The following is a 20,308-nucleotide window of genomic DNA, read 5'->3' as shown; positions in this document are numbered from 1 at the left end:
AGGCTTGATCGATATGAGTACGCACGCCGCGCGTTACGCCGAATTCCGTCGGCGCCAGGCCGAATCCAGCGGGACGATCGAGGAGTTCCAGGGTCTCTACGGCTTCGACTTCGACCCGTTCCAGGTCCGCGCCTGCAAGGTGCTGGAGTCGGGGCACGGCGTGCTGGTGGCGGCGCCCACCGGGTCGGGCAAGACCATCGTCGGCGAGTTCGCCGTGCACCTCGCGCTGCGCGACGGCGCCAAGTGCTTCTACACCACTCCGATCAAGGCGCTGTCCAACCAGAAGTACACCGACCTGGTGCGCCGCTACGGCCAGGAACGGGTCGGCCTGCTCACCGGGGACAACAGCGTCAACGGCGAGGCGCCGATCGTGGTCATGACCACCGAGGTGCTGCGCAACATGCTCTACGCCGGGTCGCACACGCTCGGCGGGCTCGGGTACGTGGTGATGGACGAGGTGCACTACCTCGCCGACCGGTTCCGCGGCGCGGTCTGGGAGGAGGTCATCATCCACCTGCCGGAGTCGGTGCAGATCGCGGCGCTGTCGGCTACGGTCAGCAACGCCGAGGAGTTCGGCGAGTGGATGCAGCAGGTGCGCGGCGACACCACGGTCATCGTCGACGAGAAGCGCCCGGTACCGCTGTGGCAGCACGTGATGGCGGGCAACCGCATCCACGACCTGTTCGTCCCCTTGGAGGACGCGACCGCCGAGGGAGGCGACGGCGCCGGTGCGGGCGGCGACGGCGGCCGGAAGCGCAAGCGCAAGCGCGACCGCCGTGAGAACGGCGGCCCGAGCGTCGAGGTCGTCTTCAACGGCGAGAAGCAGCGGATCAACCCGCGGCTCATCCGACTGGCCCAGGAGGACGACCGGATCACCCAGCTCGCCCACCGCCGCCGCCACCCGCAGAACCGGGCGCGCGGCGGGCCGCGGCCCCGTGCCAAGTTCGCGCCGCCCAGCCGGGTGCAGATCATCGACGAGCTGGACCGCGATGGCCTGCTGCCCGCCATCACGTTCATCTTCAGCCGGGCCGGGTGCGATGACGCGGTGCGCCAGTGCCTGGCCTCCGGGCTCACCCTGACGACCCCGGAGGAAGCCGAGGAGATCCGCGAGTACGCCGAGCGGCAGTGCTCCGACATCCCGCCCGCCGACCTCGCCGTCCTCGGCTACCACGAGTGGCTGCGCGCACTGGAGCATGGTGTGGCCGCCCACCACGCCGGCCTGCTGCCGACCTTCAAGGAGGTCGTGGAGACCCTGTTCTCCCGCGGGCTGATCCGCGCGGTGTTCGCCACCGAGACGCTGGCGCTGGGCATCAACATGCCGGCCCGCACCGTGGTCATCGAGAAGCTGGACAAGTGGAACGGCGAGACCCATGCCGCGCTCACCCCGGGGGAGTACACCCAGCTCACCGGGCGCGCCGGGCGGCGGGGTATCGACGTCGAGGGGCACGCGGTGGTCATCTGGCAGCCCGGCACCGACCCGGAGGCCGTCGCGGGCCTGGCCAGCACCCGCACCTACCCGCTGAACTCCAGCTTCCAGCCGTCCTACAACATGGCGGTCAACCTCGTGGGCCAGGTGGGCCGGGAGCGCAGCCGCAACATGCTGGAGGCGTCCTTCGCCCAGTTCCAGGCCGACCGCGCCGTCGTGGGCCTGGTGCGGCAGCTGCGCAAGCACGAGGAGGCGCTGGAGGGCTACGCCAAGGCCGCCGAGTGCCACCTCGGCGACTTCATGGACTACGCACGGCTGCGCCGGGACCTCAGTGACCGCGAGGCACAGGCGTCCAAGGGGCGGGCGTCGCGGCGCCGAGAGGAGGCGGTGGCCAGTCTGGAGCGGCTGCGCCCGGGCGACATCATCCGGGTCCCCGCAGGGCGGCACACCGGCTTCGCCGTGGTACTGGACCCCGGTACCCGCGGCGAGGTCCCCGCGCCGCTGGTGCTGACCTCCAACCGGCAGGTCAAGCGGGTGAACGCGGCCGACTTCCCGGTGCCGGTGGAACCTGCCGGGCGGCTGCGCATCCCGAAGAACTTCTCCGCGCGCTCCGCGCAGGACCGCCGCGACCTCGCCTCGTCGCTGCGCAACCGCCTCAACGAGACCGGAGGGGAGGGGCGGCCCCCCAAGGGCGGTCGGGGCGACAGCGGGGGAGAGGACCCCGAGATCACCCGGATCCGCCGGGAGATGCGCGCCCACCCCTGCCACGGCTGCGCCGACCGCGAGGACCACGCCCGCTGGGCCGAGCGCTACTTCCGCCTGGTGAAGGAGACCGAGAGCCTGCGCCGCCGGGTCGAGGGCCGTTCACACGTGATCGCCCGAACCTTCGACCGTGTGTGCGGGGTGCTGCAGGACCTGCACTACCTCGACGGCGACACCGTCACCGAGGAGGGGCGCCGTCTCGCCCGGGTCTACTCCGAGCTCGACCTGCTGATCGCCGAGTGCCTGCGCCGCGGCCTGTGGGAGGAACTCGACCCGCAGGACCTGGCGACCTGCGTGTCGTCGCTGGTGTATGAGTCGCGGCGCAACGACGACCCGTTCCCGCGCGTGCCCGACGGCGCCCCGGCCGAGGTCCTGGAGGAGATGGAGCGGCTGTGGGGTGAGCTGCACGAGGTCGAGTACGGCCACAAGGTGGGCTTCCTGCGCCGCCCCGACCTCGGCTTCGTGTGGATCACCCACCGCTGGGCGCGCGGCGACCGCTTGGACCGGATCCTGATGGAGGCCGACATGCCGGCGGGGGACTTCGTGCGCACCACCAAGCAGCTGATCGACATGCTCGGCCAGATCGCCGGCGCCGCCCCGGAGGACAGCAAGGTACGCGGCAACGCCCGCAAGGCCATCGAACTCGTCCGCCGCGGTGTCGTGGCGTACTCGTCGGTGGGCTGACCACGCAGGGGTGCCTCCTCCGTCGATCTCGGAGATAACGGGGTCTCAGCGGCGATTTTCGCCCCAGTATCCCCGAGATCAACGGAGGAGGCGGGTTCCTCGTTTGCTGCACCGGTGGTGTGTTGGGGCCTGCGGCCGTTGGGCACCACCGCTTGCGCGCACTCGTCACCCTCAGGCGGTGTTTTCCTCGCCTTCGGGTTCCTCGTTTGCTGCACCGGTGGTGTGTTGGGGCCTGCGGCCGTTGGGCACCACCGCTTGCGCGCACTCGTCACCCTCAGGCGGTGATCCGCATCAGCTTGATCTGGTCGCCGTCGAGGACGAAGGTGAACGTGGACGGGCCGTTGAAGCCGTCACTGGTGACCTGGCCGGTGACGACGGTCTCGGAGCCGCGCTGCTCCACGTTGTGGGCGTCGAAGCGCATGTTCACCCCGATGAACTCCCGGTCGTTCCATCCGGAGATCTCGTGGCGCCCCTTGAACTCGCGGCCCCAGTCGTTGACCACCCCGTCGGCACCGAAGAAGTCGAGAAACCCCGGGGAGTCTCCGTTGTTCACCGCCGCCCAAAAGCGATCCAGGGGCGGAGGAAGTACGGCTTCGGACATCGCGGACCTTCCTTCCCAGCTGCGGACACGTCGGTGAGAAGCCTGCCCGGCAGCGGCCGCGGGCTCTCCCCAGCGACGGCAAATCCGTGGTCCAGGCCGCGCAAAGGCGGCCTGGAAGGGACGGTGGCGCCGGGTGAACGGGTCACCCGGTTCGAAGCCAGACCGACGTGTCCGCCGGGATATCGCCGCCCGGCAGCTCCGCGCTGGCGACCACGACCTCGCCCCGGGGCAGTGGGATCGGGGCGCTCCCGGTGTTGACGATGACCAGGTGGTCGTCGCGGCGGAAGGCGAGGGTGTGGCCCGTGTTCAGTACGGGGTCCCAGACCAACGCCCTGTCATGCGTGAGCGCGCGCCGGGCGCGCAGCGCCGTGCGGTACATCTCCAGGGTGGAACCGGGGTCTCCGGTCTGGGCCGCCACGGACAGCTCCGCCCACCCCTCGGGTTGGGGGAGCCACCCGGTCGCGCGGCCGAAGCCGAGTGACGGGCCGGACTTCTCCCAGGGGATGGGGACCCGGCAGCCGTCCCTGCCTTTGGCGCTGTGCCCGCTGCGCTCCCACACCGGGTCCTGCAGCCGGTCGCGGGGGAGATCGGCGACCTCCGGCAGGCCCAACTCCTCACCCTGGTAGATGTAGGCCGAACCGGGCAGTGCCAGCTTCAGCAGCGCCGCCGCCCGCGCGCGGCGCAGGCCTGTGGCGGGGTCGGCGGGCGGCTCGGTGCCATCGCTCATCAACCAGGCCACGGGGTCGGTGCCCGGCGGCAGCGCGAACCTCGTGGCCGGACGCACGGTGTCGTGGTTGCCCAGCACCCACGTGGGCACGCTCCCTGCGGCGGTCGCGCCGCGCACCGCTTCGTCGATCACCTCGCGGTAGGCCGCCGCGTCCCACGGGCACAGCAGGAAGTCGAAGTCGAACGTCTGGTGCAGCTTGTCCGGTCCCAGGTAGCGCACCCGCCGGTCGGTCGGCAGCCAGATCTCGCCGATGGCGACGCGCGGCGGCGTGAAGGAGTCAAGGACCCGCCGCCACTCGCGGTGGATCTCCCGCACTTCGGGCCGGTCGAGGAACGGGTGGTCGGGGTTGGCCGCGACCTCATCGGCATGCGCCGGGACCATGACGACGTCGCGCAGCGGCTCGTCGAGGTCCTTGGCCATGGCGTAGGCGACATCGATCCGGAAACCGTCGACGCCGCGTCGGCACCAGAACCGCAGGATGTCCTCGAACTCCGCGCGTACCGCGGGGGAGGACCAGTCGAGGTCCGGCTGGTCCTGGTGGAACAGGTGCAGGTACCACTGCCCGTCGGCCGTCCGCGACCAGGCCGGGCCGCCGAACCGCGACGCCCAGTTGCTCGGCGGGCTGTCGCCGTCGGCGCCGCGGCCGTCGCGGAAGACGTAGCGGTCGCGCTCCGGCGACCCTTTCGGAGCGGCCAGAGCCGCCTGGAACCAGGGGTGCGCCGAGGAGGTGTGGTTCGGGACGATGTCGATGTAGACGCGGATCCCGCGCGCGTGCGCGGCCTCCACCAGGGCGTCGAAGTCGGGCAGGGAGCCGAAGCGCGGGTCGACATCGCGGTGGTCGGCCACGTCGTAGCCGCCATCGGCCATGGGGGACGGGTAGAAAGGGGACAGCCACACGGCGTCGACACCCAGGTCGGCGAGGTGCCCGAGGCGCTGCGTCGCGCCGGCCAGGTCACCGGTGCCGTTGTCGTCGCCGTCGGCGAAGCTGCGCGGGTAGATCTGGTAGATGACGGCGTCGCGCCACCACTCGTCGTTCGCGGGGGTGTCTCGGGGAGCGCTCATGCCGGTGGTGATGTCCCGTGGTATCACCGGGGAAACGTCCATGTGCCAGGTCTTCGGTGGGGGTGGGACGGGGTATCGTCCGGGATGGCTCGCCGTCGTCGCGCGGACGAGTCCGTCTCCCTTCCGTCTCCGGGCCGGAATGTAGGTCTTTGCCCCATGCAACCGCGCACTCTGCTCATCACCAACGACTTCCCGCCACGTCGGGGCGGGATCGAGACGTTCTGCTACGAGATGGCTCGGCGCATGCCCGGGGCGGACGGCGGGGGCGTGGTCGTCTATACCTCGCGGACCGAGGGGCAGGAGGAGGCGGAGCGCCGCTTCGACGGGCAGCAGCCGTTCCCGGTGGTCCGCGACACCTCGCGGATGCTGCTGCCGACGCGAAGAGTGGCGCGGCGGGCGGCCGAGCTGCTGGACCAGCATGGGTGCGAGCGTGTGCTGGTGGGCGCGGCGGCGCCGCTGGGGCTGCTGGCGGGCGGTCTGCGCGACGCGGGCGCGCGGCGGATCATCGCGATGTCGCACGGCCACGAGGTGTGGTGGGCGCGGGTGCCGGGGGCGAGTTCGGTGCTGCGGCGCATCGGGGAGAAGGTCGACGTCATGACCTACCTGGGCGACTTCACCCGCGACGAGATCGGGCGGGCGTTGCGGCCGGTGGACCGCGAGCGGATGGCCCGACTCGCCCCGGGCGTCGACCCGAAGGCGTTCACCGCGAAGGGCGACGGGACCCCGGTCCGGGAGCGGTACGGGCTGGGGGAGGGGCCGGTCATCCTGTGCGCGTGCCGCCTGGTCCCGCGCAAGGGCGTCGACACGCTGATCCGCGCGATGACGTGGGTGCGCCAGGCGATCCCGAACGCGCGCCTGGTCGTCGTCGGGAGCGGCCCCGATGAGAAGCGCCTGCGCCGGCTCGCCTCCTGGGCGGGCGTCGGCGAGGAGGTGGTCTTCGCCGGCAGCCACGGCCACGACGAGATGCCGTCGTTCTACGCGGCCGCGAACGTGTTCGCCATGCCGTGCCGCACGCGGAAGGCGGGCCTGGAGGCGGAGGGCCTGGGCATCGTCTTCTTGGAGGCGGCCGCGAGCGGGCTGCCCGTGCTGGTCGGCTCGTCCGGCGGAGCCCCGGACACCGTCCGCCACGGCGAAACCGGCTTCGTCGTCGACGGCCGCGAACCCCGCCCCCTCGCCACCAAACTCGTCCGCCTCCTCAGCGACCCGGACTACGCCAAGGCCATGGGCCAACGCGGCCGGGAACGCGTGTTGAAGGAGTGGACCTGGGATATGTCAGCCGAGCGCCTCGAAGAACTCTTTCGAGCCGCATAGGGATGTGTACCGTTGGTACTATCGGTACATGGAAGAGCGACTCCCCAGCGAATCGATTCGCGACCTACGTGACCACCTGTCCGAAGTTATCGACCGCGTGAACTCCACTGAGTCCCCGACGGTCATCACGCGTCGAGGCAAGGAGGTCGGGGCGATCATCCCCATCGACGCGTTGCGCCTGTTCTTGCAGTGGGAAGAGGAGCACCTCAACCGGATCGTCGACGAGCGTATGTCCGACCCTGGTCCCGGCGTGCCGCTTGAGGACGTGATCGCTGAGACCCTGGCGAGGTCTGAGTGACCACCTTCCGCACCAGGTTCCATGAGGAGGCTCGGCGCGACCTCCGCAAGATCCCGAAGCGCCCCGCGATGACCATCCTTCGCAAGCTCACTGAGTTGCAAGCGGACCCATATGGTTGCAACTCGACCTCTATGGTCTCTCGGCCTGAGCGGCGGCGGCTGCGGGTGGGTGACTATCGCGTCATTTATACGGTCGACAACGGAGAGTTGATCATCTGGGTGGTCGAGGTCGGACACCGATCTGAGATCTATAAGCGTCGCTTGTGAGAGACGTGGCCCATGTGCCCGGCTGACTGAATTGCGGCCTCTTGTCTGAACTCTGGGGTGCTGCCGGGTTCGGACGTATCGTGGGATAGGGTGCTCTGCGTCACGATATAGTTGGACGACCTACTAAATGCTCGGTCGTCCGTGGCGTAGGAGAGGAACACATGGCCGTGGACCGCACGCTTCCGACGTCGGAGGCAGCAGACCTGCTGGAGCTTGTTCGGGAAGTGGCGAGCAAGGAGCTCTCGGGGCGTGTTGCGGCCGATGAGGAGAATGCCGCGTTTCCCCGCGACCTCTTCACGCTGCTCGGCCGCTCGGGGCTCCTCGGTCTTCCCTACCCCTCCGAGTACGGCGGCGGGGACCAGCCCTACGAGGTCTACCTGCAGGTCGTCGAGGAGCTCGCCACCTCCTGGCTGGCCGTCGGGCTCGGGCTGAGCGTGCACACGCTGTCCTGCTTCCCGGTGGCCGCCTACGGCACCGAGGAGCAGCGTGCCGCGCTGCTGCCCGACATGCTCGGCGGCGAGCTGCTCGGGGCCTACTGCCTGTCCGAGGCCCACTCCGGGTCGGATGCCGCCGCGCTGTCCACCCGCGCGCAGGCCACCGACTCCGGGTACCGGATCGACGGGGCGAAGTCGTGGATCACGCACGGCGGGCACGCCGACTTCTACACGCTGTTCGCCCGCACCGGCGCCCCCGACTCCGGAAGCCAGGGCATCAGCTGCTTCCACGTCCCCGCCGCCACTCCCGGCGTCTCCGCCGACGCACCGGAGAAGAAGATGGGGATGAGCGCGTCGCCCACCGCCGTCATGCGCTTCGACGGCGCCGAGGTCGGGGCCGACGCCCGCATCGGTGCGGAGGGCCAGGGGTTCCCCATCGCGCTCGCCGCCCTGGACTCCGGGCGCCTGGGCATCGCCGCCTGCGCGGTCGGGGTCGCCCAGGCCGCCCTGGACGCCGCCCTCGCCTACGCGCGCGAGCGCGAGCAGTTCGGTCGGCCCATCGTCGAGTTCCAGGGCCTGAGCTTCATGCTCGCCGACATGGCCACCGGGGTCGAGGCGGCCCGCGAGCTGTACCTCGCGGCCGCCCGCAGGCGCGACGCCGGCCGGCCCTTCGGCCGGCAGGCCGCCATGGCCAAGCTGTTCGCCACCGACACCGCGATGCGGGTGACCACCGACGCCGTCCAGGTCCTCGGCGGCTACGGCTACACCCGCGACTTCCCGGTCGAGCGGCTCATGCGCGAGGCGAAGGTGCTGCAGATCGTCGAGGGCACCAACCAGATCCAGCGCCTGGTCATCGGCCGCCATCTCGCCAGGGGGGAATGACCGGCCCGGCCGCGCCGGGTCGGTGCTGATCCCGTCGTCGAGCGATGCCGTCCACGCTGCGAACGGTTGCCGTACCCGGCGCGGCAACCACCCCTGTAGCAGGGGAACCGATTGCCCGACACGGATTGGTAACAGGGGATTCCGGCCTCTGTTATGTGTGAACATTCGCTGATACGACATGTTCAGGAGCCAGCGGGGCACACGTCGCACTCGCCGGTGTCCCGGAGGTCGGACCCGCGCCCCCACGGGGCGCCCATAGTGAGGCCGATGGAGGCGGATCGTGGCGAGAGTCCAGCTGGCGGGGGTCTCGAAGACCTACCCTGACGGCACCAGCGCGGTGAGCGGCCTCGACCTCGACATCGGCGACGGGGAGTTCCTCGTCCTCGTCGGCCCCTCCGGCTGCGGTAAGAGCACCGCGCTGCGCATGGTCGCCGGGCTGGAGGAGATCACCGCCGGCACCCTCACCATCGGCGACCGCGTCGTCAACCGCACCCCCGCCCGCGACCGCGACGTCGCCATGGTCTTCCAGAGCTACGCCCTCTACCCCCACCTGTCGGTCCGGGACAACATCGGCTTCGGCCTGCAGCTGCGCAAACGTCCCAAAGCCGAGATCAAGGCCCGGGTCGAGGAGGCCGCCGCGACACTGGGGCTCACCGAGCACCTCGACCGCAGGCCCCGCAACCTCTCGGGCGGGCAGCGCCAGCGGGTGGCCATGGGCCGGGCCATCGTCCGCAACCCCAAGGCGTTCCTGATGGACGAGCCCCTGTCCAACCTGGACGCCAAGCTGCGGGTGCAGATGCGCGCGGAGATCTCCCGCATCCAGCGTGACCTCGGCGTCACCACCGTCTATGTCACCCACGACCAGGTCGAGGCGATGACGCTGGGCGACCGCGTCGCCGTGCTGAAGAAGGGCGTCCTGCAGCAGGTCGCCCCGCCCCAGGAGCTCTACGAGCGCCCCGCCAACATCTTCGTCGCCGGGTTCATCGGTTCCCCGGCGATGAACCTGCTGCAGGGGCGGCTGGAATCCGGCGGCCCTGAGGACGGCGGTGCCCGGCTGGTCCTGGGCGGGCAGACGCTGGACGTGCCCGCCGCGACCGTGCGCGAACGCGGCCTGGACCCCTTCGTGGGGCGCGAGATCGCGGTCGGCATCCGGCCCGAGGACATGGAGGACGCCGAGCTCTCCGCCGACGCCGACGGGGCCGTGCTGGACTCCACCACCGATCTCGTCGAGGCGCTGGGCTCCGAACTCCTCGTGCACTTCCGCCTGGACGCCCCGCCCGTCGTCACCGAGGACACCCGCGAACTCGCCCGCGACGTCGGTGCGGATGTGGACGCCGATGCCGCGGCCGGAACCGGAACCGACATCACGGCACGCTTCAGCCCGCGCTCGCCCACCGCGACGGGGCGGCCGGTGCGGGTCCGCGTCGACACGGCGCGACTGTACTTCTTCGACCCCGAAACGGGTGCGGGCATCTGGGGGGACCCGGTGTCCCGCAGCAGTGACAGGGAGGGCACACATGCCTGAGCACACGTCGAACGCACCGAGCCCGCGCAGACCGTGGCGAACCCGCGGCCTGGCCGCGGCCGCCCTCGGGGGGCTGCTGGCGGCGACCGCATGCAGTCCGGGCACCGGCCCCACCGGCGAGGCCGGGGACCTCGACGGCGTCACCCTGACGGTCGCCGCGAAGTGGACCGGCGCGGAGCAGAAGAACTTCGAGGAGGTCCTGGCCGCCTTCGAGCGGGACACCGGGGCCACCGTCAACTACGAGGCCACCGGTGAGGACACCGGCGCCTACCTCGGTCCCAAGATCGAGGCCGGGGAGCCGCCGGACATCGCCGCCCTCCCGCAGCCCGGCCTGGTCCGGGAGTACGCCGAGCAGGGCGCGCTCAAGCCCCTCACCGGTGAGGCGGCCACCGCACTGGAGGACAACTACACCGACTACTGGCGCGACCTGGGGTCCGTCGACGGCGAACCCTACGGCGTGCTGCTCAAGGCCGCCCACAAGTCGATCATCTGGTACCGGCCCGACGCCTTCGACGACGCCGGGGTGACACCGCCGGACACCTGGGACGAGCTCGTCGGCACCACCGCCGCCACTCTCTCCGACGCCGGCATCACCCCGTTCGCGATGTGCGGTGCCTCGGGCTGGACGCTCACCGACTGGTTCGAGAACGCCTACCTCTCCGAGGCCGGGCCGGAGAACTACGACAAGCTCGCCGAGCACGAGATCCCCTGGACCGACGACACCGTGGTGCGCACCCTCACCAAGCTCGACGAGGTATGGGGCGACGACGACATGATGAAGGGCGGCCGGAAGGGCGCCGTGCAGACCGACTTCCCGTCCTGCGTATCCGACGTCTACGGCCAGAAGGCCGCGGCCATGGTCTTCGAGGGCGACTTCGTCGGCGCCAGCGCCGCGGAGGCGGGCGCCACGGTGGGCGGCGACGCCGTCGCGTTCCCGTTCCCCGCGGTCGGCGACGAGGCGCCCGTGGTCGTGGGGGGCGACATCGCCGTGGCCATGACCGACGACGAGGGCGTCCGGGAGCTGATGGCCTACCTGGCCTCGCCCGAGGCGCAGACCACCTGGGCCGGACTCGGCGGCTACCTGTCGGCCAACTCCGAGGTTCCGGCCGACGCCTATGCCGACGAGTTCACCCGGGGCCTGTCCGAGACCATCCTCGCGGCCGGGGACGACGTCCGCTACGACCTCTCCGACCAGGTGCCCAGCCGGTTCGGCGCGACCGAGGGCCGGGGCATGTGGTCGATCCTGCAGGACCTGCTGCGCGGCACCACCGACCCCGAGGCCGCGGCCGAGGCGCTGGAGAAGGCCGCCTCGGAGTCCTAGAGGAGCCCCAGCCGCAGGGGTTCGGGGTGCCGGCCGGCCGGAAAGCGAGGTTCGATGGCGACGACCGGAACATCTCCGGGCGGGCCGGGGGCGGAGGCGCCCGCACCCGGGAGCGAACCGCCGCCCGGCGGCACGGGCCGCCTGGGGCCGCCCCCATGGCGGGCCCTCGTCTTCCTGCTGCCGGCGCTGCTCTTCCTCGGCGCCTACATGGTCTATCCCATCCTCTTCTCCGTGTACCGGAGCCTGTGGGACGCCCCGGGACTGGAGTTCGTCGGGCTCGGCAACTACCTCACGATGTTCACCAACCCGGAGACGTTCATCGCGCTGCGCAACAACGTCATCTGGGTCGTGGTGGCCCCCGTCGTGGTGACCTTCACCGGCCTGGTCTTCGCGGTGCTGACCGAACGCATCCGCTGGTCCACGGCGTTCAAGGTCGTCGTGTTCATGCCGATGGCCATCTCCTTCCTGGCCTCCGGCGTGATCTTCCGGCTCGTCTACGAGCAGGACCCCGAACGGGGCCTTGCCAACGCGATCATCACCACCGTCCAGGACACGGTCTCCCCGTCCGCCGTCTACCCCGACGCCCGCCCGCGCCCCGAGGCGCCGCTCACCGAGGCGCCCGGGGGAGGCTATGAGCTCGTCGGCGAGGTGCGCCCGGGGGAGAGCGTGCTGCTGCCGCTCGTCGGCGTGCAGGCCGACGACCTGCCCGGCGGCGCCAAGCCCGCGGCGCCGGCGCCGGCCGCCGCCGACGGCCTGACCGGGACCGTGTGGCTCGACTTCACCCGCGGTGGGGGCGGTGAGGAGGGCGTCATCGACCCCACCGAGTTCGGCCTGCCCGACATGCGGGTGCAGGCGCTGCGCGACGGCGAGGTGGTCGGTGAGGCGTTCACCGAGGGAAACGGTACGTTCGAGATCACCGGGCCGGACACGGACGGCCCCTACACCCTGCGACTCGCCGCGGACAACTTCACCGAGCCCTACCGCGGCCTCACCTGGCTCGGTCCCACCCTCATCACCCCGTCGATCATCGGCGCCTACCTGTGGGTGTGGGCGGGGTTCGCGATGGTGCTGATCGCGGCCGGGCTCGCGGCGATCCCGCGCGACGCGCTGGAGGCCGCCCGCGTCGACGGGGCCACCGAGTGGCAGGTGTTCCGCCGGGTCACCGTGCCGCTGCTGTCCCCGGTGCTGCTGGTCGTGTTCGTCACGCTCATGATCTACGTGCTGAAGATCTTCGACCTGGTGTTCATCATCGCGCCCGGGTCGGTGCAGCGCGACGCCAACGTGCTGGCCGTGGAGATGTGGCGGGTGTCCTTCGGCGGCGGGAACGACCAGGGGCTGGGCAGCGCGCTGGCGGTGTTCCTGCTCGCGCTGGTGGTCCCCGCGATGGTGTTCCAGATCCGGCGGTTCCGGCGGGAGAACCAGTGAGGATGCCGGGCCGGGCGGGACCGGCGGAATCGGAGGCGAGCCGATGAGTACACGCGAGGACACGCGCCGGGGCGGGCCGGGGGCGCCCCCGTCACCGGGCGGCGGCGCTGCGGCCGAGGGCGGGCCGCAGCGGACCCTGGCGGCGCGGATCGTGGCCCGCGTGAGCTCGGGCGCGGTCCAGGTGCTGCTGGTGCTCATCGCCCTGTTCTGGCTGCTGCCCACGCTGGGTCTGTTCGTCTCCAGCCTCCGCACCCCGCAGGACAACGCCGCGTCGGGGTGGTGGACGGTCCTGGCCGAGCCCACGCGGCTCACCCTGGAGAACTACGCGGGCCTGCTGGACAACGCGGCGTTCGTCGGCTCGTTCTTCAACACGATCCTCATCACGGTCCCGGCCACGGTGCTGATCGTGGTGATCGCGTCGCTGGCCGCCTACGCGTTCGCGTGGATGGAGTTCCCCGGCCGTGACTGGCTCTTCCTGGGCGTGGTCGGGCTGCTGGTGGTGCCGCTGCAGGTGGCGCTGATCCCCATCGCGCAGGTGTACGGCCCGCTGGGGATCTACGGCTCGATCGCCGGCGTGGTGCTGTTCCACGTGGGGTTCGGGCTGCCCTTCGCCATCTTCCTGCTGCGCAACTTTTTCGCCGCGATCCCGCGTGACCTGCTGGAGGCGGCCCGGATGGACGGCGGCCGGGAGCTGACCGTCTTCCGCCGGGTGATCCTCCCGCTGGGCGGCCCCGCCATCGCGTCGCTGGGGATCTTCCAGTTCCTGTGGGTGTGGAACGACCTGCTGGTGGCGCTGGTGTTCGCCGACGCGGCCAACCAGCCGATGACCGTGGCCCTGCAGTCGGAGATGCGGCAGTTCGGCGCCAACATCGACGTCATCTCCTCCGGGGCGTTCCTGTCCATGGTGGTGCCCCTGGTGGTGTTCTTCGCCTTCCAGCGCTACTTCGTGCAGGGCGTCATGGCCGGCGCGGTCAAATAGCGCCGGCCCCGTCCCCGCGCGCGAACGGCGCGGCCCGGCGGGACGCGGCGGCGCACCCTACCGGGCCGGGCGGTACGTGTGGGGACGGGCTCAGCGGTTGGCGGGGTGGCCGATGGCCAGCCCGCTCTCCCGGTCGAAGTAGTGCAGTTGGGTGACGTCGACGCTGAGCGTGGCCGCCTGGCCGGGGCGGACCCCGCTGCGCGGGCTGACCCGGGCGGTGAACAGCGTCTTGTCCCCGCCCAGCGGCAGCGCGGCCGACTCGGCCTCCTCACCGTCCCCGGCCGCGTCGGCGGCCAGCGCCGCGGCGTCCTCGTGCTGCACGGGCGGCGCGTTCACGGTGAAGATGACGTTGATCTCGGTGCCGAGCTCCTCGGTGACGTCGGCGGTGACGGTCATCGCCGCGGAACCGTGCGAGGAGATCGCCTCGTCCTCGAAGTCGGAGGGGCGCAGCCCGAGGATGATCTGGCGGCCCAGGTAATCGCGCAGGCCCTGGCGGGCGTCGAGCTCGGCGGGCGGCACGGGCAGCGTGTGGTCGGCGAACTTCAGCTGCGCGCCGTCGCCGTCCTGCTGCAGCTCGGCCAGGACGAAGTTCATGGCGGGTGAGCCGATGAACCCGGCGACGAACAGGTTGACGGGGTTGTCGAAGAGGTTCTTGGGGGTGTCGACCTGCTGGAGGCGGCCGTCGCGCAGCACGGCGACGCGGTCGCCCAGCGTCATCGCCTCGACCTGGTCGTGGGTGACGTAGACGGTGGTCACACCCAGGCGCTCGTGCAGCTGGTTGAGGGAGGCCCGCATCTGGACGCGGAGCTTGGCATCCAGGTTGGACAGCGGCTCGTCCATCAGGAAGGCCTGGGGTTCGCGGACGATGGCCCGGCCCATCGCGACGCGCTGGCGCTGGCCGCCGGAGAGCGCGGCGGGCTTGCGCTTGAGGTAGGGCTCCAGCCCGAGCATGGCGGCGGCCTGGTCGACCCGCTGCTTGATCTCGGGCTTGGGGATCTTGCGCAGCTTCAGGCCGAAGGCGAGGTTCTGCTCGACCGTCATGTGCGGGTAGAGCGCGTAGTTCTGGAAGACCATGGCGATGTCCCGGTCCTTGGGCGGGAGGTCGTTGACCACCTGGTCGCCGATGTGCAGGTCGCCGTCGGTGATCTCCTCCAGCCCGGCGATCATCCGCAGCGCGGTGGACTTGCCGCAGCCGGACGGGCCGACCAGGACCATGAACTCGCCGTCGTCGATCTCCAGGTTGAGATCGTCGACGGCCTTGACGTTGCCCGAGTACACCTTGTCGACGCCGTCGAGGACGATCTTCGCCATGGGCGACCATCTCCCGTGCTCGTGGCCCGCCCGGAGGCCCGGAACGAGCGGCTGCTTCGCGTTGATGATCGATTCTTTTCGAATCGCTGCTTCAAGTGAACACCAAACGGGCATCTTCTGTCGAGAGTTTGCAGGATTTCGATCATCCAGGTTCCATGATGTGAGATATGCCGATCGCGGGGGAGGTGGGGGCCGAGGCGTCGGAGGTTCCCGCGGTCCCCGGCCGCGCGGTGACCCGCCGCCCGGTCGGCGTCCCCCTACCACGGTGAATACACTGCTCGTACAAGGGGCGGAGCGGCTGGACTGGCACGGATTCGGCAGGTGCGTTAGCCTGTCGGCGGTTATCCGATTCCAGTCACTTCGTGCGCTCGACGGCCTTGGGCGGCAATGCCCGGTCTTCGCGCCCGCGGGCGCGGACCGAGGCCCGACACGGGCAGCGGGGGTTGCAGCGGAGGGCCGGGAGTCTGGGTAATCTACTGACCAGTCCAGCACTGGACGGACCGGTCGACCGGTCCGCTTCTCGTCTTACCGGACGTCGCACCACGCACCAGGTGCGGTCGGAGGTTCGGCGGGAATCGGGGTTCCGCGACCGGGCGGGGGGTTGGACCCGGAAAAGGCCCGGACATCCAGTAGACAACGGTCTCCGCGCTCGCCGCCGACGAGACGGATCCGGTCCGAAGGGTGGTCCCGGGCCTTTTCCGCGTCCCCCTTACACGTAGGTGGAGAGGGCGAGCCGCGTGGTGGCTGAGGGCATCCGGCAGGAACCGGCGGAGTCCGACACAGGACGGGCCGGGGACGCCGGAGGTGCGCGGGCCACCGCACACCGGGACCGCATCCGCCTCGCCGTGCGCATACTGGCCGCGGTGGGGTCCGGACTGGCCCAGCTGCTCGCCCTCCCGCCCTACGGACTGTGGTGGCTGGGGCCGTTCAGCGCCGCGCTGCTGACACTCGCCGTCCTCGGCGTGCGGATGCGCCGTGCCGCCTGGCTCGGCCTGCTGTCCGGCGCGTCGCTGATGGTCCCGCTCATCAAGTGGCAGGACGTCTTCGGCACCGACGTCTGGCTGCTGATCGCCGCCGCCGAGACCGCGTACTACATCCCCATGGCCATGGGGATCGCCTGCGCGGCCCGGCTGCGCGCCTGGCCGGTGTGGACCGCCGCGCTGTGGGTGCTGCAGGAGGCGGTGCGCGCCCGGTTCCCCCTGGGCGGCTTCCCCTGGGGCAAACTCGCCTTCGCCCAGCCCGACACCCCCTTCAGCGGGTACGCCGCATGGGGCTCCTCGGCGCTGGTGACGTTCATGGTGGCGCTGGCCGGAACGGTCCTGCTGGCCGGGCTCCTGCGCGCCGCGCGCGCCCGCCGGGAGGGCGGGCCGTGGCGCGCCGTCCCGCCTTTGGCGGCGGGGCTGGCCGCGGCACTCGCCATCGGCGCCGCGGGCATGGCCGCCCCGATGGTCGGTGCCCCCGCCCGCGACCACACCGCGACCGTGGCGCTCGTCCAGGGCAACGTCCCGCGTGTGGGCACCATGGACATCCTCGGCGAGCGCATGCAGGTGCTGCAGAACCACGTCGACGGCGTGCACGAACTCGCCCGCCGGGTGCGCGCGGGCGAGGTCGACCAGCCCGACCTGGTGATCCTCCCTGAGAACTCCGCCGACATCGACGTCTACAACGACCCCCGGGCCGCCGCACTCATCTCCGCGGCCGCCCAGGACGTCGACGCGCCCCTGCTCTTCGGGCTGACACGCTTCTACGACGACGGCGCCAAGCGCGAGATCCGCAGCGTGGTGTGGGACCCCGAGGACGGGCCCGGCGACTACTACACCAAGCGCTTCCTCGTCCCCTTCGGCGAGTACATCCCCTACCGCGACTTCTTCACCGGGTTCATCTCCCGGCTGGAGAAGATCGGCAGCGACGCGGTCCCCGGCACCGAGCCGGGCGCGGTGGCGCTGGGCGGCACCACGCTGGCCACCGCCATCTGTTTCGACGTCGCCTTCGACCGGCCGGTGCGCGAGGCGGTGGAGGCCGGGGGCCAGATCATCGCGGTCCCCACCAACAACGCCAACTACAACTTCACCGGCCAGTCCGACCAGCAGCTGGCCATCACCCAGCTGCGCGCCGTCGAGCACGGGCGGCCCGCGGTGGTCGCCTCGACCAGCGGTATCAGCGCCGTGGTCGAGCCCGACGGCACCGTCACCTACCGCTCGCCGGAGAACGCGCCGGCCGTGCACGTGGCGGAGCTCACGGCGATGTCGGGACTCACCCCGGCGGCCCGGCTCGGCGCGCTGCCCGAGGCGGTGCTGAGCGCCATCGCGGCGGCCGCGGTGATCGCCGCGGCGGTCGGTGCGCGCCGCGCCCGCGGTCGCGCCCGCGGCCACGGCGGGGAGCGGGACGGGACCGCCTCCGACACCCGGTGAGACCGCGGGGCCCGGGACTCCGTGGTGGGAACGATCCCGCGGGACGGGACGTTGTGGCGAGGGAACCGTGTGCTGTCGAGGAAGGTACCCATGCCGCTGCTGATCGTTCTCGCGCTGATGGCGCTGCCCTTCCTGGAGATCTGGCTGATGATCCTGGTCGGGTCGCAGATCGGTGTGCCGTGGACGATCGCCGCGCTGTTCCTGCTGAGCGTTTCGGGCGTGCTGGCGCTGCGCGGGGCGGGGACCAAGGCCTACCGTGACGCCGATGAGGCCATGCGCACGGGCAAGGCGCCGCAGGGCGGGCTGCTGGACATGCTGATGGTGATGGTCGGCGGCATCCTGCTGGTCACCCCCGGGTTCATCACCGGCGCGGTGGGCGCCGTGCTCGCGCTGCCGTTCACCCGGCCCGCGCTGCGCTGGGCCTTCGTCGCATGGGCGGAGCGCAGGATCCGCCGGATGGGCGTGACCGTCGACGGCACCTTCGCGCCGGGCGGCGAACACGTTCCCGGGCAGCGTCCGGGTACCGGCCGGGTCGTTCCGGGCCGCATCGTCGAGGACGACGAGCCCGGTACCGGCGAGGGCGAGGGGGACGGGCTCACCCGGCGCGACTGAGGCGACCCGATCGGGACCGAAACCGGGACTTCCGGGGCGCCTGAGGCCCCGAGTGGGCGTGGTCCGGTGCCATCGTTCCCGCTCAACGGGGTGTCCGGGGTGGCGGTCATGCGCATGATCGCGGGACAATCAGACCCGTGAGCAAACAAACCCGGTGGAATTACCTCATGGACATGGACGGCGTGCTCGTACACGAGGAGCACCTCGTCCCCGGCGCCGATACATTCGTCTCCGAGCTTCGGGACAAAGGCATCGGCTTTATGGTGCTGACCAATAACTCCATCTACACCCCGCGCGACCTGCGGGCACGCCTGCTGCGCACGGGTCTGGACATCCCTGAGGAGTCCATCTGGACCTCCGCGCTGGCCACCGCCCGCTTCCTCCAGCAGCAGCGCCCCGGCGGCTCGGCGTTCGTGGTGGGGGAGTCCGGGCTGACGACCGCCCTGCACAGCATCGGCTACGTGCTGACCGACCGCGACCCGGACTACGTGGTGCTGGGGGAGACCCGCACCTACAGCTTCGAGGCGATAACACGCGCGATCCGGCTCGTGGAGGGCGGCGCCCGGTTCATCGCCACCAACCCCGACGAGAAGGGCCCCAGCCGGGAAGGGTCGCTGCCGGCGACCGGCGCGGTCGCGGCGCTCATCGAGCGTGCCACCGGGCGTGCCCCCTACTACGTGGGCAAACCCAACCCGCTGATGATGCGCTCGGCCCTGCGCGCGCTGGGCGCGCACTCGGAGAACACGCTGATGATCGGCGACCGGATGGACACCGACGTGCGGTCGGGACTGGAGGCCGGGCTGCACACGCTGCTGGTCCTCTCGGGCATCTCCGACGCCCGGACCGCCGACCTGTTCCCCTACCGGCCGACGCGGGTCCTGGACTCCATCGCCGACCTCATCGGCGCCACCGCCGAGCCGTTCGGCGCGGGCTGGTCGGGTGAGGCGGAGCTGCCGCGTGCGACGGCCGGTCCGTCGCAGGGGACCGAGGCCGACTGAGGGGGCGAAGCGCCCGTGCTCGGGGCGCGCGCACGACGAGGGGCGGTGGCCACGTTCGGGCCACCGCCCCTCGTCGAATGTGCGGGCGCGTGCGTCAGGCGGTCTGGCGCTGCTCGGCCATCGCCTCCAGGTGCTCCTGCTCCTCCTTGCGGCGGGCGCGCAGCAGGGCGAGGCGCTCGGCGAGGACCTCCTCCAGGTCCTCCATGCTCCGGCGTTCCAGCAGCATGTCCCAGTGCGTACGTGCCGGCTTCGCCTTCTTCTCCTGCGGCTCCTCCCCGTTCACCATCAGGGCGTTGTCGCCGCAGAAGCGGCACTCCCAGTTCGCCGGGGTCTCGGCCTCGGTGGCGAAGGTGACGGAGAAGCGATGGCCCCGGGGGCAGTCGTAGGTGACCTCTTGGCGAGGTGCCAGGTCGGTGTTGCGGTCGTTCTCGTAGCTGGTCGCCCCGAGTCGTGTGCCGCGAAGTGCTCGCTCGGCCATCGTGTGGGTGCCTCCAGGCGCTCTAGCGGTCTCCGTGGGTGTAACGCGTTGGTCCGTGTCAAGATTCCCCTGACAGCGGTGATCCAACCGTGCGATAATGTTCGGTCTTCCGTGACCAACCTATCGCTCAGTGTCACGACGGGGCTATTCTCCCGCCCCGCGCGTCCTCCGCGTTACGGCACATCGCCCCTGGTCGGCCGATGCTTTGGCGAATCTTTGCCGGGGGGTGGTGGTGTGCCGTCCGGGGATGTGTTCACGCTCTGTTCTCCCCGGTTCTGCCCGTCCGGCACAGGAACAAAACAGACCCGCCCGCGCATTCCCGACGTGCCGGGAACGCGCGGGCGGGGCCTGCCTCACGCCGTGCGCTGCAGGATGACGACCGGGATCGGACGGTCGGTCTTGGCCTGGTACTCGTCGTAGTCGGGCCACACCGCGGCCATGCGCGGCCACAGGCGTTCCTTCTCCGCCTCCGAGGCGGTGCGCGCGCGTGCGGTGAACCGGTCCCCCTTCACCTGGACCCCGACCTCCGGATGGGTCGTGAGGTTCTTGTACCAGGAGGGGGAGTCCGGGGCACCGCCGTTGGAGGCGACGACCACGAAGTCCGGTCCGTCGGTGCGGTAGATGAGCGGGGTCGTGCGGCTCTTGCCCGTTCTCCGCCCGGTCGTGGTCAGGAGAAGGACGGTGGTGCCCTTCAACCAGTCGTGTCCTTCCTCGCCGTCGCTCGCCTGGTAGCGCTCGACGTGTTCCCTGCCGAAGAGCACCATGTGTTCCTCCCCGTTGCCGTGGTGACCGGGG

General features: G+C 71.1%; 17 protein-coding genes. 12 read left to right on the top strand and 5 right to left on the bottom strand.

The features are described 5' to 3' along the window. Nucleotides 1–13: 13 nt before the first annotated feature. On the top strand, nt 14–2,872 hold the full coding sequence (locus tag HNR23_RS10505) for a DEAD/DEAH box helicase (protein WP_184075400.1): 2,859 nt from the start codon (nt 14–16) through the stop codon (nt 2,870–2,872). A gap of 274 nt (nt 2,873–3,146) precedes the next feature. Here the strand turns inward: HNR23_RS10505 and HNR23_RS10500 are convergent, their stop codons facing one another. Beyond that, on the bottom strand, nt 3,147–3,473 hold the full coding sequence (locus HNR23_RS10500) for a nuclear transport factor 2 family protein (RefSeq protein WP_184075399.1): 327 nt from the start codon (nt 3,471–3,473) through the stop codon (nt 3,147–3,149). Between the two features lie 142 nt (nt 3,474–3,615). Next, nucleotides 3,616–5,262, bottom strand: coding sequence for a glycoside hydrolase family 13 protein (locus HNR23_RS10495; protein ID WP_184075398.1), 1,647 nt, complete (start codon nt 5,260–5,262; stop codon nt 3,616–3,618). 156 nt (nt 5,263–5,418) lie between these two features. On the opposite strand from HNR23_RS10495, the gene HNR23_RS10490 reads away from it, so the two are divergent. The 8 genes from HNR23_RS10490 to HNR23_RS10455 all read left to right on the top strand — a co-directional run bounded on the left by HNR23_RS10490 (nt 5,419) and on the right by HNR23_RS10455 (nt 13,703). Beyond that, nucleotides 5,419–6,573: a glycosyltransferase family 4 protein gene (locus HNR23_RS10490; protein WP_184075397.1), complete on the top strand. Its 1,155-nt coding sequence runs from the start codon at nt 5,419–5,421 to the stop codon at nt 6,571–6,573. A gap of 28 nt (nt 6,574–6,601) precedes the next feature. Next, entirely contained in the window at nt 6,602–6,871 is a 270-nt protein-coding gene (locus HNR23_RS10485; RefSeq protein ID WP_184075396.1) for a type II toxin-antitoxin system Phd/YefM family antitoxin, read from the top strand. Continuing rightward, nucleotides 6,868–7,137 carry a type II toxin-antitoxin system mRNA interferase toxin, RelE/StbE family gene (locus HNR23_RS10480; protein ID WP_184075395.1) on the top strand — a complete coding sequence of 90 codons (270 nt, stop codon included), beginning with the start codon at nt 6,868–6,870 and terminating at the stop codon, nt 7,135–7,137. The genes HNR23_RS10485 and HNR23_RS10480 overlap by 4 nt, the downstream gene beginning before the upstream one ends. Before the next feature lie 161 nt (nt 7,138–7,298). Further along, nucleotides 7,299–8,453 carry an acyl-CoA dehydrogenase family protein gene (locus HNR23_RS10475; protein WP_184075394.1) on the top strand — a complete coding sequence of 385 codons (1,155 nt, stop codon included), beginning with the start codon at nt 7,299–7,301 and terminating at the stop codon, nt 8,451–8,453. A gap of 280 nt (nt 8,454–8,733) precedes the next feature. After that, the gene (locus HNR23_RS10470) at nt 8,734–9,978 is read left to right on the top strand and encodes a sn-glycerol-3-phosphate ABC transporter ATP-binding protein UgpC (protein ID WP_184075393.1); all 1,245 of its coding nucleotides are present in this window, start codon (nt 8,734–8,736) and stop codon (nt 9,976–9,978) included. Continuing rightward, nucleotides 9,971–11,299 carry an ABC transporter substrate-binding protein gene (locus HNR23_RS10465; protein ID WP_184075392.1) on the top strand — a complete coding sequence of 443 codons (1,329 nt, stop codon included), beginning with the start codon at nt 9,971–9,973 and terminating at the stop codon, nt 11,297–11,299. The genes HNR23_RS10470 and HNR23_RS10465 overlap by 8 nt, the downstream gene beginning before the upstream one ends. Nucleotides 11,300–11,353: 54 nt before the next feature. Further along, nucleotides 11,354–12,724: a carbohydrate ABC transporter permease gene (locus HNR23_RS10460; RefSeq protein ID WP_184075391.1), complete on the top strand. Its 1,371-nt coding sequence runs from the start codon at nt 11,354–11,356 to the stop codon at nt 12,722–12,724. A 43-nt stretch (nt 12,725–12,767) separates the two neighbouring features. Beyond that, nucleotides 12,768–13,703, top strand: coding sequence for a carbohydrate ABC transporter permease (locus tag HNR23_RS10455; RefSeq protein ID WP_184075390.1), 936 nt, complete (start codon nt 12,768–12,770; stop codon nt 13,701–13,703). Nucleotides 13,704–13,793: 90 nt separating this feature from the next. Here HNR23_RS10455 and HNR23_RS10450 read toward each other — a convergent pair whose 3' ends face one another. Continuing rightward, nucleotides 13,794–15,014, bottom strand: a complete 1,221-nt coding sequence (locus HNR23_RS10450; RefSeq protein ID WP_184075389.1) for an ABC transporter ATP-binding protein — start codon at nt 15,012–15,014, stop codon at nt 13,794–13,796. A 737-nt stretch (nt 15,015–15,751) separates the two neighbouring features. Here HNR23_RS10450 and lnt point away from each other — a divergent pair. From lnt to HNR23_RS10435, 3 genes are all read left to right on the top strand, one after another. Next, a complete protein-coding gene (gene lnt / locus HNR23_RS10445; protein ID WP_184075388.1) occupies nt 15,752–17,425 on the top strand; it encodes an apolipoprotein N-acyltransferase in 1,674 nt (557 codons plus the stop codon). A 90-nt stretch (nt 17,426–17,515) separates the two neighbouring features. Beyond that, nucleotides 17,516–18,037, top strand: a complete 522-nt coding sequence (locus HNR23_RS10440; RefSeq protein WP_184075387.1) for an FxsA family protein — start codon at nt 17,516–17,518, stop codon at nt 18,035–18,037. A 167-nt stretch (nt 18,038–18,204) separates the two neighbouring features. Further along, entirely contained in the window at nt 18,205–19,035 is an 831-nt protein-coding gene (locus tag HNR23_RS10435; protein ID WP_184080172.1) for an HAD-IIA family hydrolase, read from the top strand. Between the two features lie 94 nt (nt 19,036–19,129). Here HNR23_RS10435 and HNR23_RS10430 read toward each other — a convergent pair whose 3' ends face one another. Both HNR23_RS10430 and HNR23_RS10425 read right to left on the bottom strand, forming a co-directional pair. Beyond that, nucleotides 19,130–19,513: an RNA polymerase-binding protein RbpA gene (locus HNR23_RS10430; protein WP_184075386.1), complete on the bottom strand. Its 384-nt coding sequence runs from the start codon at nt 19,511–19,513 to the stop codon at nt 19,130–19,132. 353 nt (nt 19,514–19,866) lie between these two features. Further along, nucleotides 19,867–20,274, bottom strand: a complete 408-nt coding sequence (locus HNR23_RS10425; RefSeq protein WP_184080171.1) for a nitroreductase/quinone reductase family protein — start codon at nt 20,272–20,274, stop codon at nt 19,867–19,869. Nucleotides 20,275–20,308 lie beyond the last annotated feature (34 nt).

The sequence above is a fragment of the Nocardiopsis mwathae genome, assembly GCF_014201195.1.
Taxonomy (GTDB): domain Bacteria; phylum Actinomycetota; class Actinomycetes; order Streptosporangiales; family Streptosporangiaceae; genus Nocardiopsis_C; species Nocardiopsis_C mwathae.
The sequence above is the reverse complement of the archived record's forward strand: the minus strand, read 5'-3'. Positions and strand labels throughout refer to the sequence as shown.

What these genes read in the sequence shown, in the direction of transcription:
- HNR23_RS10465 (WP_184075392.1), top strand. Translation starts at nt 9,971, where the DNA reads ATGCCTGAGCACACGTCGAACGCACCGAGCCCGCGCAGACCGTGGCGA.
- HNR23_RS10485 (WP_184075396.1), top strand. Translation starts at nt 6,602, where the DNA reads ATGGAAGAGCGACTCCCCAGCGAATCGATTCGCGACCTACGTGACCAC.
- HNR23_RS10500 (WP_184075399.1), bottom strand. Translation starts at nt 3,473, where the DNA reads ATGTCCGAAGCCGTACTTCCTCCGCCCCTGGATCGCTTTTGGGCGGCG.
- HNR23_RS10440 (WP_184075387.1), top strand. Translation starts at nt 17,516, where the DNA reads ATGCCGCTGCTGATCGTTCTCGCGCTGATGGCGCTGCCCTTCCTGGAG.
- HNR23_RS10490 (WP_184075397.1), top strand. Translation starts at nt 5,419, where the DNA reads ATGCAACCGCGCACTCTGCTCATCACCAACGACTTCCCGCCACGTCGG.
- HNR23_RS10475 (WP_184075394.1), top strand. Translation starts at nt 7,299, where the DNA reads ATGGCCGTGGACCGCACGCTTCCGACGTCGGAGGCAGCAGACCTGCTG.
- HNR23_RS10450 (WP_184075389.1), bottom strand. Translation starts at nt 15,014, where the DNA reads ATGGCGAAGATCGTCCTCGACGGCGTCGACAAGGTGTACTCGGGCAAC.
- HNR23_RS10435 (WP_184080172.1), top strand. Translation starts at nt 18,205, where the DNA reads ATGGACATGGACGGCGTGCTCGTACACGAGGAGCACCTCGTCCCCGGC.
- HNR23_RS10505 (WP_184075400.1), top strand. Translation starts at nt 14, where the DNA reads ATGAGTACGCACGCCGCGCGTTACGCCGAATTCCGTCGGCGCCAGGCC.
- HNR23_RS10455 (WP_184075390.1), top strand. Translation starts at nt 12,768, where the DNA reads ATGAGTACACGCGAGGACACGCGCCGGGGCGGGCCGGGGGCGCCCCCG.
- HNR23_RS10430 (WP_184075386.1), bottom strand. Translation starts at nt 19,513, where the DNA reads ATGGCCGAGCGAGCACTTCGCGGCACACGACTCGGGGCGACCAGCTAC.
- HNR23_RS10495 (WP_184075398.1), bottom strand. Translation starts at nt 5,262, where the DNA reads ATGAGCGCTCCCCGAGACACCCCCGCGAACGACGAGTGGTGGCGCGAC.
- HNR23_RS10460 (WP_184075391.1), top strand. Translation starts at nt 11,354, where the DNA reads ATGGCGACGACCGGAACATCTCCGGGCGGGCCGGGGGCGGAGGCGCCC.